At 34.6% G+C, this 13,818-nt stretch carries 12 protein-coding genes; 5 read left to right on the forward strand and 7 right to left on the reverse strand.

Annotation, left to right across the window (positions count from 1 at the left end):
• The first annotated feature begins 7 nt into the window (after nucleotides 1-7).
• The 5 genes from DQW11_RS05745 (at nucleotide 8) to DQW11_RS05765 (ending at nucleotide 5,723) form a co-directional block, all read left to right on the forward strand.
• Entirely contained in the window at nucleotides 8-1,033 is a 1,026-nt protein-coding gene (locus DQW11_RS05745; RefSeq protein WP_113923001.1) for a DUF354 domain-containing protein, read from the forward strand.
• Nucleotides 1,034-1,037: 4 nt separating this feature from the next.
• Nucleotides 1,038-2,345: a UDP-glucose dehydrogenase family protein gene (locus tag DQW11_RS05750; protein WP_113923002.1), complete on the forward strand. Its 1,308-nt coding sequence runs from the start codon at nucleotides 1,038-1,040 to the stop codon at nucleotides 2,343-2,345.
• 41 nt (nucleotides 2,346-2,386) lie between these two features.
• Nucleotides 2,387-3,553, forward strand: coding sequence for a delta-aminolevulinic acid dehydratase (locus DQW11_RS05755; RefSeq protein WP_113923003.1), 1,167 nt, complete (start codon nucleotides 2,387-2,389; stop codon nucleotides 3,551-3,553).
• Complete coding sequence (locus DQW11_RS05760; RefSeq protein WP_113923004.1) at nucleotides 3,540-4,118, forward strand: acyltransferase; 579 nt, start codon at nucleotides 3,540-3,542, stop codon at nucleotides 4,116-4,118. Before DQW11_RS05755 ends, DQW11_RS05760 begins: the two co-directional genes overlap by 14 nt.
• A 504-nt stretch (nucleotides 4,119-4,622) precedes the next feature.
• On the forward strand, nucleotides 4,623-5,723 hold the full coding sequence (locus tag DQW11_RS05765; protein WP_113923005.1) for a glycosyltransferase family 4 protein: 1,101 nt from the start codon (nucleotides 4,623-4,625) through the stop codon (nucleotides 5,721-5,723).
• A gap of 73 nt (nucleotides 5,724-5,796) precedes the next feature.
• On the opposite strand, the gene DQW11_RS05770 is transcribed toward DQW11_RS05765, so the two are convergent.
• The 7 genes from DQW11_RS05770 to DQW11_RS05800 all read right to left on the reverse strand — a co-directional run bounded on the left by DQW11_RS05770 (nucleotide 5,797) and on the right by DQW11_RS05800 (nucleotide 13,192).
• On the reverse strand, nucleotides 5,797-6,813 hold the full coding sequence (locus DQW11_RS05770; RefSeq protein WP_113923006.1) for a glycosyltransferase family 61 protein: 1,017 nt from the start codon (nucleotides 6,811-6,813) through the stop codon (nucleotides 5,797-5,799).
• Between the two features lie 371 nt (nucleotides 6,814-7,184).
• Nucleotides 7,185-8,018, reverse strand: coding sequence for a hypothetical protein (locus tag DQW11_RS05775; RefSeq protein ID WP_157966043.1), 834 nt, complete (start codon nucleotides 8,016-8,018; stop codon nucleotides 7,185-7,187).
• A gap of 530 nt (nucleotides 8,019-8,548) precedes the next feature.
• Complete coding sequence (locus tag DQW11_RS05780) at nucleotides 8,549-9,490, reverse strand: NAD-dependent epimerase/dehydratase family protein (protein ID WP_113923008.1); 942 nt, start codon at nucleotides 9,488-9,490, stop codon at nucleotides 8,549-8,551.
• On the reverse strand, nucleotides 9,484-9,927 hold the full coding sequence (locus DQW11_RS05785) for a dTDP-4-dehydrorhamnose 3,5-epimerase (RefSeq protein ID WP_113923009.1): 444 nt from the start codon (nucleotides 9,925-9,927) through the stop codon (nucleotides 9,484-9,486). The genes DQW11_RS05780 and DQW11_RS05785 overlap by 7 nt, the downstream gene beginning before the upstream one ends.
• Nucleotides 9,915-11,030 carry a CDP-glucose 4,6-dehydratase gene (gene rfbG, locus DQW11_RS05790; protein WP_113923010.1) on the reverse strand — a complete coding sequence of 372 codons (1,116 nt, stop codon included), beginning with the start codon at nucleotides 11,028-11,030 and terminating at the stop codon, nucleotides 9,915-9,917. Before rfbG ends, DQW11_RS05785 begins: the two co-directional genes overlap by 13 nt.
• The gene (gene rfbF / locus DQW11_RS05795; RefSeq protein ID WP_113923011.1) at nucleotides 11,024-11,812 is read right to left on the reverse strand and encodes a glucose-1-phosphate cytidylyltransferase; all 789 of its coding nucleotides are present in this window, start codon (nucleotides 11,810-11,812) and stop codon (nucleotides 11,024-11,026) included. Before rfbF ends, rfbG begins: the two co-directional genes overlap by 7 nt.
• 447 nt (nucleotides 11,813-12,259) lie before the next feature.
• Nucleotides 12,260-13,192 (reverse strand): UDP-glucuronic acid decarboxylase family protein, encoded by a 933-nt coding sequence (locus DQW11_RS05800; RefSeq protein WP_113923012.1) that lies wholly within the window; start codon nucleotides 13,190-13,192, stop codon nucleotides 12,260-12,262.
• Between the last annotated feature and the right edge of the window lie 626 nt (nucleotides 13,193-13,818).

The following is a 13,818-nucleotide window of genomic DNA, read 5'->3' on the forward strand; positions in this document are numbered from 1 at the left end:
TATTAATATGAAAAATATTTTAATCGACATAAAGCATCCCGCCCAATTAAATCTTTTTAAAAACATCTCCAAGAAGCTTCAAAAACAAGGTTGGAATGTGATAATTTGTTACCTAGATAGGGGTAAACTCCCGAAAATAATACAAAAAGAATATCCTGGTTTTGAATGCATTAAAGTTGGAAGTAGTAGAGGAACAAAATGGTCAATCTTTTGGAACGGAAATGTTGTCAGAACCGTTGATTTTATCAAAATTATTAGGGATAAAAAAATCCGGCTTTGCCTTGCAGCAAGCAGTGCCCCAATGGCGTTAGCATGTAAACTATGCAGGATACCCTTGTTGCAATTTTATGATGACCCTGAAAGAAAAGGAATCAATAAAATCAACGAATTTCTTTCCACTAAATTATTTTTTCCACCAATTATAGACAAATCATCCAAAATTGAATGGTTCAACTGTTTAAAGGAATGGAGTTACTTAAGTCCTTCTTATTTTAAGCCAAACCTATCTGTTTTGGATAAATTTGGCTTAAAACCTTACACTTATGTATTTGTCAGGGAGGTAAGCAATAAATCATTTAATTATTATAATCAGATGGATGCCATTGTTTGCAGTATTTCAAGCCAACTCGATCAGAACTTTCCTTTTTTACTTTCACTTGAAGACAAAACCATCAAAGATAAATTCCCTTTAAATTGGATCCTTTTGGAAGAACCTATTGAGGATATACATTCTCTCATATTCTATTCAAAACTCACAGTTTCTTCAGGGGACAGTATGGCCCGAGAAGGCGCAATGCTCGGGGTACCTAGTATTTATTGTGGGATCAGAAAAATGAAAGCCAATCAGCTTCTCATTGATAGGGGGATTTTAAAACATTTCCCTTTGGAAAATGCGATTGAACCAATTAATTCATTACTAAAAACCGAATCTAATTTGGTCAACCAAGAAAAAATCCGGAGGAATTTATTGGACGAATGGGATGATATGAACACATTTATGGAAAATAAAATCAAACAATATATTAAACTTTAATAAAATGGAAATTTCAATTTTTGGGTTAGGATACGTCGGATGTGTAAGCCTAGGATGTCTTGCAAAAAACGGACACCGAGTCATTGGGGTGGATGTAAATCAATTTAAAGTAGACCTTATTAATCAAGGCTTACCTACGATCGTCGAAAAGGATATAGACACTATTATTTCAGAAGAATTTCAAAAAGGAAAAATTACTGCTACAGTATCTGCAGAAGATGCTGTCTTAAATTCTGAAGTAAGCATACTCTGTGTGGGTACTCCCTCTTCCCCCCAAGGTCATTTAAATTTGAGTTATATTTATAAGACTGCGGAACAAATTGGTGAAGCTCTTCGAAAAAAAGATGATTTTCATGTTGTGGTCATCAGAAGTACTGTAATGCCGGGTACAAATAAAAAAATTGGTGAAATCATCGAAAACAGTTCGGGTAAAAAAAGAGGATTTGCTTTTTCTGTTGTTTCAAATCCCGAATTCCTCAGGGAAGGTTCAGCAGTCAAAGACTACTATAACCCCGCAATAACCGTGATTGGTGGAGATCATGAAGGAGCCTTAAAAATAGTTGCGTCTATTTATGAAGAACTTGAAGCACCCATTGAGATAACGGGGATTGAAGTTGCAGAAATAATAAAATATGTTAATAATTCATTTCATGCTCTCAAAATCACATTCGCCAATGAAATTGGTAATATTTGCAAGGCGCTGGAGATAGATTCCCATCAGGTAATGCAAATATTTTGTAAAGATACCCACCTCAATATTTCTCCAGCCTATTTCAAGCCGGGCTTTGCATATGGCGGTTCTTGCCTTCCCAAAGATCTTAAAGGTATGGTTACCTTGGCACATGATCATTATCTACTTTCTCCTGTTCTAAATTCAATCCACGATTCCAACGAAAATCAAAAAAGACTTGCATTCGAGATAATCCAAAGAACAGGAAAGAAAAAAATCGCCTTGATGGGTCTAAGCTTTAAGGAGGGTACAGATGATTTGAGGTACAGTCCTTCTGTCGATTTGGCTGAAAAAATGATTGGTAAAGGATATAACCTATCGATATATGATAAAAATGTGCACCTTTCAAAACTCGTGGGTGCCAATAAACAATTTATCGATGAGCATTTGCCACATTTATCCGATCTTATCACCAATGACCCTATTGAGGCGATTGAAAGTGCGGATATTATTTTGATAAATCACAAAAACTTTGATGGCTACAAATATAAATCCTCACTTTCCAAAAAAACTGCTGTAATTGATCTTGTCCGGATCGAGGATTTGGAGAACCTACCAAATTATCATGGTTTGTGCTGGTAATTAGATTGAATTTAGTTTACTTATAAAAGATATTTTCTCAAATGGATGCTATTCTTTCTTCTACATTAAAATTGCAGGAGCATATTAGAACAAATGGGTACAAAGGGTACGATCCTTATGACACTCTTTTGTCTCCCTATTTTAAACTGCCCATTCTAAGGTCCCGGATAATTAGGTTTGGAGCTCAACAAGTTTGTAAAAGGATACCCATTAATTTAAGAAGGATTCTATTAGTAAAAAAGGGATTAAATCCTGTTACGATAGGCCTTTGTATTCAAGCATATTCTTATTTGGGGAAGGCAATTCCATCAGACGAGGAATTTTACAAAAAAGAAATTGATTTTCTACTTGATCTTTTGGTCCAAAACAAGTCAACCGGTTATAGTGGTTTTTGCTGGGGTTATGATTTTGATTGGGAGGCCCGATATACCAAAATCAACGCTTATGTGCCAACAAGCGTTGCAACTGGAATAATAACTAATTCATTATTTGAAAGCTATTTGATTTTTCCTAATGAAAAGATTAAAGAAATTATTCTAGATGCAAGCAATTTTGTGTTAAAAGATCTCAATCGTTCTTATGAAGGCGAACTGTTTTGTTTTTCGTATTCCCCTGTTGACAATCAATTTGTGTTGAACGCTTCTTTAAAAGCAGCTAGGTTACTATCGCAAGCATATTACTTTAATTTGGATCCGGAACTTAAAAAAACTGCAAAAATTGCAGTACAATACGTTACACAAGTCCAAAGAGAGAACGGATCTTGGCCTTATGCCATGCATGATGCTCGAACATGGGCTGACAACTACCATACCGGGTACAACTTGGATTGTATAGATGCTTATATGACTCTTTGCCAAGACAATGAATATAATCCTGAATTCGAAAAGGGGCTACACTTTTATGTTAATCATTTTTTTGAAAAGGAAGGAATCCCGAAATTTTACGACAATAAAACTTATCCAATTGATAGTACGGCCGCAGCACAATCACTCTTGTCACTCAGTAGATTTGGGTATTTAGATTTAGCAAAAAATGTGGCGTTATGGATGGGGAAAAATATGCAGGATAAGAACGGAGGCTTTTATTTTAGAATTCACAAACATTACAAAGACAAAAACATATTTATGCGTTGGAATAATGCCTGGATGTTTGCTGGGCTTAGTTATTTCCTTTATCAAAATAAGAGCATTGGACATGGAAACAAATAAATTGAAAAAAGATGGATTAAAAGGTGAAATAATTAAGTATTTTCATTTTTTCTATTTAAGTTTTGCCAACCATCTTGTTTCAAAAATTCCTAGCTATTTTATAAGAAAAATGATCTATAAGTACTTTTATGGAATGAAAATTGGAAAGAATACAAATATTCAAATGGGCTTAAGGGTATATTCTCCTTGGAATATTGTCATTGGGTCAAATTGTTCGATAGGTCATGATTCCTTGTTAGACGGGAGGAGGGGGATTCGAATTGGCAATAATGTGGATTTAGCAGGGTATATCAAAATTATGACTTTAGGACACGATTTAGATGACCCTGATTATAAAACAGTAGGTGCTCCCGTTATTATTGAAGATAACGCTAGTTTATTCTTAGGAGTTTCCGTTCTTCCAGGAAGAAGAGTGGCGGAGGGTACTGCTGTGGCACTAGACTCCGTTATTACAAAAGATACGGAACCTTGGTCTATTTATGGCGGAAATCCAGCAAAAAAAATAAGGAACAGGAAAATTGATCACCTTAGCTATAATAGGAATTACAAGAGATATTTTCATTGATTGAGGGAACTTATTCCGTGAAAAACCATTTATAAAATTCGTTAAATCAATATCGGGGAGTTAAATAATTGTTGGATAAATTCAAATATTATTTCCAGCTTAATATCAAAAACAGTAGTTTCTTAGTCCACACTACAATACAAGATTTTATAGTCAAATTGAAAAATGGTTATAAAAAAGGAAAATTTTCCAAATATGAGCATTGTTCTTTGAACACAGTAAAATTACTGTATATCTTCTAAACTTTATATATCTCTAAGTTAACCTTTAAGAATTTGTTGCCTGTTGAAATAATAAACACTAACCCAAAAAAGTAGGAAAATCCAGACTTAAGAAAAGTCAACTTATCTTAGAAATATTCAAAAATATTTTAATTATATTACAAAACCTCTTCAATAATTTATCAGGCACATCATTTGATGTATTAATCTAATAGAATAAACCTTTCCAAATTCAATTTTATAAATTTGCTTTGCCCAGTATTCTTTTTCACACAGTAATTATATGAAAGTTTTAATATTTACCCCTTATTTTGAAAAACCTGGAGGGGTGGCTGTATATTTTTCTTCACTTAAAAAAGTAATGGGAAACAACTATGAATTTTTTTTTAGAGGAAACAAAAGTACAATCAGAAGTCCAAAGGTAATTTTTCAATATTTTATTGATTATTTTCGATTTTTGATTCATTTAACTAATAAACAATATGATATATACTTGATCAATACTTCTTTTGCGGCGACCGGGTGTAAAAGAGACCAAGTTTACATACAAATTTTGAAACTTTTAAACAAAAAAATAGTAGTTTTTTTTCATGGTTGGGATAAAAATTATGAACTAACAACAGACTTAAACAACCAATCAAACACCTATCCATTAAAAGCCTTCAAAAAAGCTGATTCATTGGTTGTTCTTGCGTCAGAGTTTAGGGATAAATTGGTTTCATGGGGGTTTAATCAAAAAATCCATCTTGAGACGACAGTAGTTGACTCTTCGCTTACAGATGGTCTTTCCCTAAAGAAAAGGTCAAATGAAATTAATGATCTACCTTTAGTTTTTTTATTCATGGCAAGAATTGAAAAAGAAAAAGGGGTTTTTGAAGCTGTGGATTTGTACAGGGAACTACAATTTCAACTTCCTGACAAAAAGTTCCAATTTAAAATAGCGGGAAGCGGTTCGGCTTTAGACTCATTAAAGAAATATGTTGAGTTACAAGCAATCCCGAATATTGAATTCCTAGGTTACATTTCGGGACACGAGAAAAAAGAAGCATTTGCATCGTCAAATATTTTCATTTTCCCAAGCATGCATGGAGAAGGAATGCCTATTTCCATTTTAGAGGCAATGGCTTTTGGGTTGCCCCTAATTACCTCTACCGTAGGAGGCGTGAAAGATTTTTTTATTGAGGATAAAATGGGTTTTTCCATAAAACCTTCTGAGATTCTATCCCTTGAAACAATTCGCAAAGTAAAAAATTTAGTACTTGATCATGAATCTATTAACGAAATCAGTAACTTTAATTTTCAATTTGCTAAAAAAAATTTTTACATCGATAAAGTATCCAAAAGACTAGAAAATATTTTGAAGGAAACAGTTTCTTCTAATTAATATTTTATTTTTATATACTTAACTTATTTTTTAAATGCCTAAAATAAATTTTAAATAGACAGAGAACCTTTTTTTAAGCTTTTTTTAGAGTTAAGTCAAACGTGGTTAATATATCATTTAGCTTTTCAACGTTAATTTCAAAATCAGCATGATTAGTTTTGTGCGAAGTGGTTTTATTGGTTAAATAGTAATAGTTTATCCCAAGTTCGGAGGCAAGATTGAAAAAACTATTTGTAGAAGCGCCTCCATCCTCCTCATTACGAAATTCCAAAACATTACCTGAACCTTGCATAAACAACATATTCGTCAAGCCCGCCCCATGAATACTTATCAGCAAACAAGTTTCATCCAATAGTCTTATTTCATCCATCAAATTGAAATCGTCAAGATAAAGTGACTCAACATGATGGTCAGACAAAACTTTCAATACAGCTTCTTCATTCAAAATATTTCTTGCTTTTGCAGGCTTTCTTCGGATATAAATCTTCCGTTTAGGAGCTATATTTGATCCCAAAAAATCAAATTTAGCTTTAACTTTAAACAAAAGCTCTTTTCGAAATTCAGAAATCCTTCCTATTCTATTTGTTAGGATCAATTCGGAAATTTCATAATTCTGGTTTTTGTCAAAGAATTCGTATTTGGCTCCCATCAAATCTAGCGATTCCTTCACAAAGGTAAATTTGCTCAGGTTCTTGGGAAGAATTACTATATGCCCATTCTGAAAAGACTCTGAAAAAAGCAATCTCGGCAAACATTCTGCAAACCAATGGAAATAATTGCCACTGAAATTATCATGGATCCAAACAGACTTTCCTAAACTCACCTTTTTTTTTGTGACCCAGAAAAAAACACGCATGAGTTTCCCCAAAAATGAAATACCATTATAATGTGTGTACCTATCGAAAAACTTAAAATTTTTTGGATAAAATATACTGTCTCTTATCACCAAAGGCTTTTCAATAATCCATAAATGGCATTCAGGGGCAACAGTTTTCCAGTATCGTTTAAAAAGATGATCATCCTGTGGCTTAAAATTTTTGGGCGCCCCCCTATCAATAATCCGTTCATTAAGAACAACGATTTTTTTCATCGTACCTTTAATTAAAATTAATCTACTAAATATACCCTCTAACTTAAGATTAAAATCCAAAACCGCTATAAACGAATTTCGGGTCAAATACGGAATTCAATTTAACTGCCAATTCAATATTCTAATGATAATTTTTCCAAGTTGCTTGCTTAGCACCAGAATTGCGCATATCCATTACTTCTATATTGGCAAAGGCGGTATTACTTATTCAAGTTGTCTATTGTAAACGAATTTAGTGGTTTTAAGAAGAAAATTCGGTCAATTACTAAACTGAAATACAATCAGTAGGAAGTCCGAGGTTACTAGCTTATGGAAATATTTTTTATTGAGGTTGGATTTTACAGGCTAAACAACGATTATACAATTTTATTTTATTGTTTGAAATCTTCTAAAATCACCATAATTTTTTCATCCATTTTAAAATAACTATTCTTTAATGTTTCCCATGCATTTACCCTCAATTCATTCATAAAACTACTGTTATCAAAAAGGGTCTCTACCTGATTTCCAATATTACTCCCATCCCATTCGACAGGAAGGTAAGTTTGGTTAGTTAAATACACATTTGGCCAAGTTTCCACATGGTCCATATTTGGCTTAACCAATATTGCACCATTGAGGATTGCTTCAAAATCTCTGTAACAGATTTCTCCCCATCCAAAAGGACTTAAAATTGCTCCTACTTCTTTAATTTCCTTATTATACTCCCTAAATGGAATTCGACCACTTAGAAATTGCGGGTTTCCAGAAACTTTCTCCAAAAATAATTTTCGCTGATAGCCGATCGATTCTCTGTAACCTTTATATCCAAACCTTGCCTGACATTTTAAAAGTCCGGGTGAAGGTATTTGACCAAAAATAGGATTCCTTGAAAAACAATTATCCATCCATTCACCTTTGGTCATTTTAAATAAAAATTTAGCGATATAATGTCTGTGTTTTAAAACAGGGTATTGACCAAATGCCAAGTTCCAAGATACTTTTATTTTCTTCAAATAATCAGAATTAATTACTTTTGGAAGTTTCTTAGGCAGAGGTTCTTCATTGATGCCAAATTTTTGGCGGTAATAATCGGTAAATATTCTATTTCCATAAAAGTCTAAAAGGTAATTGTCCTTATTTAGAAAAACCTGCTTTTTGTAATAAACCTTAAAATACCCCAATAAATCCAAGTAATGGGATTCTGTTCCATCATTGTCATCCATAAAAGAAATGACTTCATACTTATTTGATAAAAATTCCAACAATTGTTTATGCAATCCTTCATGGTCCTGCCCTGAAAACCATCCAATCAACAAAAGTTTTTTGTTCTTATCTGATTTTTTTACCCATTCTAGGTCCGTAGTGAAAAGGAACTCCTTTTTAAACTTGGACATCCAAAAAGGATACATCGTATATGAAATCGTAATTTTTTTGGGATTGAAAAGGACAGTAATTCTCATTATTTAATTCGGTATTGGTGAAGGAGGTATGACTATATTTTTTCAATGCTATGTTAAACACGGAACTTTTTAGATGCTAAGAAATTTATATTGATTTGGAAATGCACTTTCTCTGCAGTATCTCAAAATTCTTTTAAAGTACAGAACCCCAATATCCATCCGGAGAAAAATAGATTACCGATTTAATCCGTATTTCATAATCGTGCTCAAAACCCAATAGATTTATCAGCCTTAGAGAAGAATTTGATCAAAATAAATAATTACCTGCTATTCTGAAATTGCCAAAAAAAACTTTATTTCTCAAAATAATCAAAGAGGTCATTAATTCCTTCTTCGATCGTTTTTTTTGGTTCAAATCCGATGCTCCGCAACCGCCTATTATCCAATTCATAACGTTCTGCTTGAGCAGGCTTTTTTGGTTCCTTTGTTTTTATAGGTATATCTAAACCATAACGAAGGGCAAATACTTTCCTAATATTTTCGGCAATTTCCATGATCGAAAGTGTGGTGCCTGAACTTAAATTGTAAATACCATGCTTCTCCCGGGTTTCAATTGCCAATTGAACACCGCAGCAAACATCGGAGCTATGTATAAAATCACGTAACGGAGTTCCATCTGATTGTAATACTATTTCCTTTTGGGTATAAGCAGATTTACACAAATTATTGATTGCTAACCACCAACAGTTATTTTCTTCAAAAATCGGTGGTCCATAACTGTTAGAAAGCCTGATGACACAACATTCAACCAAAGTATTTCGGTTGAAATGGTCACATATTGCCTCCCCTATTTGATGTGTCAGCGCATAAGCATTATGGGTATTCAGATTTTGTATTTCTGTAACTTGTTCATTCTTTAGCACTCCATACACCTGAGCAGTTGAAAAATACACAAACTTTTTCAGTCCCCGGCTTGAAAAAATTTCAAGCAATGACCAAACCGGCGCAATATTTACAGAACTTACATAAGAAGGTAATCCATTAGACTGGTGGTGATCCAGGGATACCAAATGAATCATAATGTCATATTTATTTAAAGCCAATTCACCAAGAAGTTTTTCATCCCTTACATCTCCAACAATCACTTCTTCCATTTTTGAAACCCAATCTATATTTTCTGGCACTTTAGAATGACAAAGTGGGGTGACCGCATAGCCCTGATCGGCAAGATGAAGACAAAGTCGTGCTCCCAAATAGCCACTGCCTCCTGTAACCAGTACCTTTTCCTTTACCATTGGTATGTTATATCTGCGAGTTCCTCTTTTCGTTCCACTTCGGCAGGATCATGTTCCAAATCAGCCAAATTCAATAACAAGTTGTATTTTGACCCGATTCCTCTGAATGCTACCCATACTCCAGGCGGGATTGTGATTCTCTGGTAATTATTTTCACCTAAAGTAATGTCAAAAAAATTATTTTGTGTTAGACTTCCCTTTCTATCATCAAAAATAACAAATCGGATCAACCCTATCGGCACCACTAAGTTCAAAGTCATTTTGAGGTGTCTTTTCCAAGGTTTAGTATCTTCAAAGTTGATCGTTGAAAAGTAAGCTTCTCCAAACCCACAAAATCCAACATCTGATTTTTTCATCGCATGAAACACATCTCCTTTAGGGTTCTGTATCTTTTTCAGAGGTGTCAAAAACACTCCTTCTACATTCAAATTATCCATGAGATGTTTTTTGTTTCTGCTAAATTCTCATACCCTTCGATCTGAGATTTTGTAAATTCAAACATATCGCCTTTATTTTTATAGAATTCATAATACCAATCGCTCGTATATTCAATTAAAGTCTGATAGTCCAAAGTAGCTTTCCATTGAAAATGGAACAAAGCCTTATCACAGTTTAGTTTTAATAAACCCGCTTCATAAAACTTAATATTTCCTGTTACTTCAAATGCTTCTTTTGAATTTTTAAAGTGCCAACGAACACTCATGTCTTCTAATATTTCCTGAACCGTGTGGTTGTATTCCGGTTTTGGGCCGAAATTAAAGCTATCGCCATTCAAATTATGGTCTTTGTATAATCGTTCACCCAATTGCAAGTAACCACTTAGAGGCTCCAATACGTGTTGCCAAGGCCTTGTTGCTTTCGGACTCCTAATCTCAACTACTTTCCCTTCACTCCATGATCGCATACAATCGGGAATAATTCTATCGAGTGCCCAGTCTCCTCCTCCTATGACGTTTCCGGCACGGGCAGATGCTATTTGTACCAATCCTTTTTCCTTTTTGAAGAAAGAATGATAATATGATTTGAAAATCAATTCGGCAGCACCCTTACTTCCGCTGTATATATCTTTTCCTCCAAGAGCATCGGTTTCTTTGTATCCGTAAATCCATTCTACATTGTCGTAGCATTTATCACTTGTAATAATAATTGCCGTACAAGGTTTTGTGTAAGATCGCAATACTTCAAGCACGTTGGCAGTTCCCATTACATTGGAAGAAATGGTATCTATAGGATCACGGTATGATAAAGAAACAATGGGTTGGGCAGCTAAATGAAATAGGAAATCCGGCTCTATTTCGTTGATTAATTTCCGTATTGCTTCCAAATCCCGAACATCTGCAAAAAAATGCTTCATCTTTTCCGCTAAACCAAGCTCAACAAACATGGAAGGATTAGTAGGGATGTCTTTTGAAATTCCATAAACTTCAGCTCCCAAAGAAATCAGCCAAGTACAAAGCCAAGAACCTTTAAATCCGGTGTCTCCTGTAACTAATACCTTTTTGTTACTATAAACGTTTCCAAAAACCACTTTGCTTACCATTTTACCCAAGGTGCTTGATTGTTATTATAAAGTTCATTTAGCAGGGAAAATTCCCTTGAAGTATCCATTGGTTGCCAAAAGCCATCGTGTTCAAAAACTTTTAGTTCTCCCAATTCGACCAATTTTTTCATTGGTTCCTGTTCCAACACCAAATCTTCTGCCTCGCTCAGGATGTCTAAAAAATCCCTGTTACAAACGAAATAGCCTCCGTTTATACGACCTCCACTTGCTTGTGGCTTTTCATTAAAACCAATGACTGTAGACCCGTCTTCCGCTAAACTCAGTTCTCCAAATCGACCCGGAGGTCTAACCCCTGTCAATGTTACCATTTTACCATGTGATTTGTGAAAAGCAACCAATGCCTCAATGTCAATATCCCCAACCCCATCTCCATAAGTTAGCATAAAAAGAGGATCATCCCCAATATATTTTTGGATCCTTTTCACTCTTGCACCTGTCATTGCTTTAATTCCCGTTTCAGCAAGGGTTATTTCCCAGCCATCTTCTTCATGGCTTATTTTTGAAATAATCTGTTCTGATTTTTTTCCTATTTTAATAGTTAAATCAGCATTTCGCAGTTCATAGTTTAAAAAATAATCTTTGATCACTTCGCTCTTGTATCCCATACACAATACGAAATCTGAATAACCAAATGTCGCATAGGTTTTCATTATATGCCAAATAATTGGCTTTCCACCGATTGGGATCATCGGTTTAGGAATATCTTCAGCTACATCACGAATTCTTGTGCCATATCCTCCGCACAATATTACTGTTTTCATGTTTCTATATTTATAGTTTTTAAAAGTTTAAAGTGAATTCTAAATCTCCATTTATCCTGGATTTATTTTAATCGTTTTTTGAAATTTATATAAAACATAAAGTTCGAAACGCCATTCTACTACAAAACAAATCATCCATCAATTTAAACGCAATCAGCTACCTGTTGAAGACTTTTTCTGTTGGCTGATTATAAATTCATTAAGACTTAAACTGCGAGGGGTATCCTCATAAAATCTACCCTTGAATGGTTTTGGCAGGTAATACCCATTATCGTAAATGCATAAAGAGCAATTTTCTTTAAACTTTTCAAAAGCGGATAACAGCCCAATTTCAACATTCTATATCAATAGGTTGGGGAGAAAGCTTCCAAAATTTCAGGATATGAATTGAATTCATGGCCAGAAATTTAGGAAACGTCACAAGTAAACGAAAAGACGTTTTATTTCTTAAACCTCCTTTTCAAAATATGCTATAGTTTTTTTCAAGCCTTCTTCCAATTGCACTTTAGGCTCCCAAGCAAGCTCTTTTTTAGCCAAATCAATTACAGGTTTACGCTGCATGGGGTCATCTTGTGGAAGGGGTAAAAACTTCAATTTACTTTTACTTGCTGTGAGTTCAAGGACCTTTTGGGCCAATTCCAACATGGTAAATTCCCCGGGGTTTCCAATATTGACCGGACCTGTGAAGCCATCCCGGGAATTCATCAATCTGTACATGCCCTCAATCAGATCATCCACATAGCAAAAACTTCGGGTTTGCATACCATCCCCAAAAATGGTAATATCCTCCCCTTTTAAAGCCTGTACAATGAAATTACTAACCACTCTCCCGTCATTTGGGTGCATGTGTGGGCCATAAGTATTAAAGATACGCATGACTTTGATGTCTACTTTGTGTTGCCGGTGGTAATCAAAAAACAAGGTTTCCGCACAACGCTTGCCTTCATCGTAGCATGCCCGAATCCCAATTGTGCTCACCGAACCTTTGTAAGATTCGGGCTGGGGATGGATTTCAGGATCTCCATAGACTTCTGAGGTGCTTGCCTGGAGTATCCTTATTTTCAATCTTTTGGCAAGACCGAGCATATTGATCGCTCCAATTACGCTTGTTTTGGTTGTTTGTACCGGATCGAATTGATAATGTACCGGGCTGGCTGGACATGCTAAATTGTAAATCTGATCAACCTCCACAAAAATTGGAAAAGTCACGTCATGTCTCAAAAACTCAAAGTTTTTATTGCCCAACAAGTGATGGATATTGACTTTTCGTCCGGTAAAAAAGTTATCCACGCATATTACCTCATTTCCTTCGTCCAAAAGCCTTTCACATAAATGGGAGCCCAAAAATCCTGCTCCTCCGGTTACCAGAATTCTTTTCATGTTAAATGTATTACAAAAGTAAAATTAAAATGTAAATGAAGCCAAACATATTAAATTGATTAATTAAATCCAAAATTGTAAAATTTCGTTTTTCTTTTTTGGCAAAATTGGGGAAAACTGAGAAAGGGGTTAAAACAAATATGGTGGTATCCTTTCTTATCCCTAGCCTCATTTTTTTGGATAAAACAGGACTGACTTCCAGACAATAAAAGAAAGGCGTAAGGCCTATTTACCGGGCTGAATGCCTACTTCCAAGAAGTATAGGGAGTAACCGGTTTGTTGGCAGCATAAGGGAGTGGCCAGTCCGACAAAACAAGAAAGTCTGATTTTTTTGTGTTTCTGAATCGTTTTTTTATAGGGGAACGCTAGTCCACCATTCAGTACATGGTGAATCAATTAAAGGCAATAATCAACTTTTCCGATCGGACAGATTAGATTAAGTTTGATTCTTTTGCTCCGAGATGCTTTGTTTCTTACCCAACTAATGCATGGTATTGTCTGCTAATGTCATCTTTAATTGTCTAATCAAAATAAATCATTTCAATTCAAGAGTTTAATTCTGTATTTTGGGCCAATGGTTATTCTAACACCAAAAAAAATATAGGTTGAAATAAAAAGGCAAAGAA

This window comes from Cognataquiflexum aquatile (assembly GCF_003316845.1).
GTDB classification, from domain to species: domain Bacteria; phylum Bacteroidota; class Bacteroidia; order Cytophagales; family Cyclobacteriaceae; genus Cognataquiflexum; species Cognataquiflexum aquatile.

What these genes read in the sequence shown, in the direction of transcription:
- DQW11_RS05745 (WP_113923001.1), top strand. Translation starts at nt 8, where the DNA reads ATGAAAAATATTTTAATCGACATAAAGCATCCCGCCCAATTAAATCTT.
- DQW11_RS05750 (WP_113923002.1), top strand. Translation starts at nt 1,038, where the DNA reads ATGGAAATTTCAATTTTTGGGTTAGGATACGTCGGATGTGTAAGCCTA.
- DQW11_RS05755 (WP_113923003.1), top strand. Translation starts at nt 2,387, where the DNA reads ATGGATGCTATTCTTTCTTCTACATTAAAATTGCAGGAGCATATTAGA.
- DQW11_RS05760 (WP_113923004.1), top strand. Translation starts at nt 3,540, where the DNA reads ATGGAAACAAATAAATTGAAAAAAGATGGATTAAAAGGTGAAATAATT.
- DQW11_RS05765 (WP_113923005.1), top strand. Translation starts at nt 4,623, where the DNA reads ATGAAAGTTTTAATATTTACCCCTTATTTTGAAAAACCTGGAGGGGTG.
- DQW11_RS05770 (WP_113923006.1), bottom strand. Translation starts at nt 6,813, where the DNA reads ATGAAAAAAATCGTTGTTCTTAATGAACGGATTATTGATAGGGGGGCG.
- DQW11_RS05775 (WP_157966043.1), bottom strand. Translation starts at nt 8,018, where the DNA reads ATGGATGACAATGATGGAACAGAATCCCATTACTTGGATTTATTGGGG.
- DQW11_RS05780 (WP_113923008.1), bottom strand. Translation starts at nt 9,490, where the DNA reads ATGGTAAAGGAAAAGGTACTGGTTACAGGAGGCAGTGGCTATTTGGGA.
- DQW11_RS05785 (WP_113923009.1), bottom strand. Translation starts at nt 9,927, where the DNA reads ATGGATAATTTGAATGTAGAAGGAGTGTTTTTGACACCTCTGAAAAAG.
- rfbG (WP_113923010.1), bottom strand. Translation starts at nt 11,030, where the DNA reads ATGGTAAGCAAAGTGGTTTTTGGAAACGTTTATAGTAACAAAAAGGTA.
- rfbF (WP_113923011.1), bottom strand. Translation starts at nt 11,812, where the DNA reads ATGAAAACAGTAATATTGTGCGGAGGATATGGCACAAGAATTCGTGAT.
- DQW11_RS05800 (WP_113923012.1), bottom strand. Translation starts at nt 13,192, where the DNA reads ATGAAAAGAATTCTGGTAACCGGAGGAGCAGGATTTTTGGGCTCCCAT.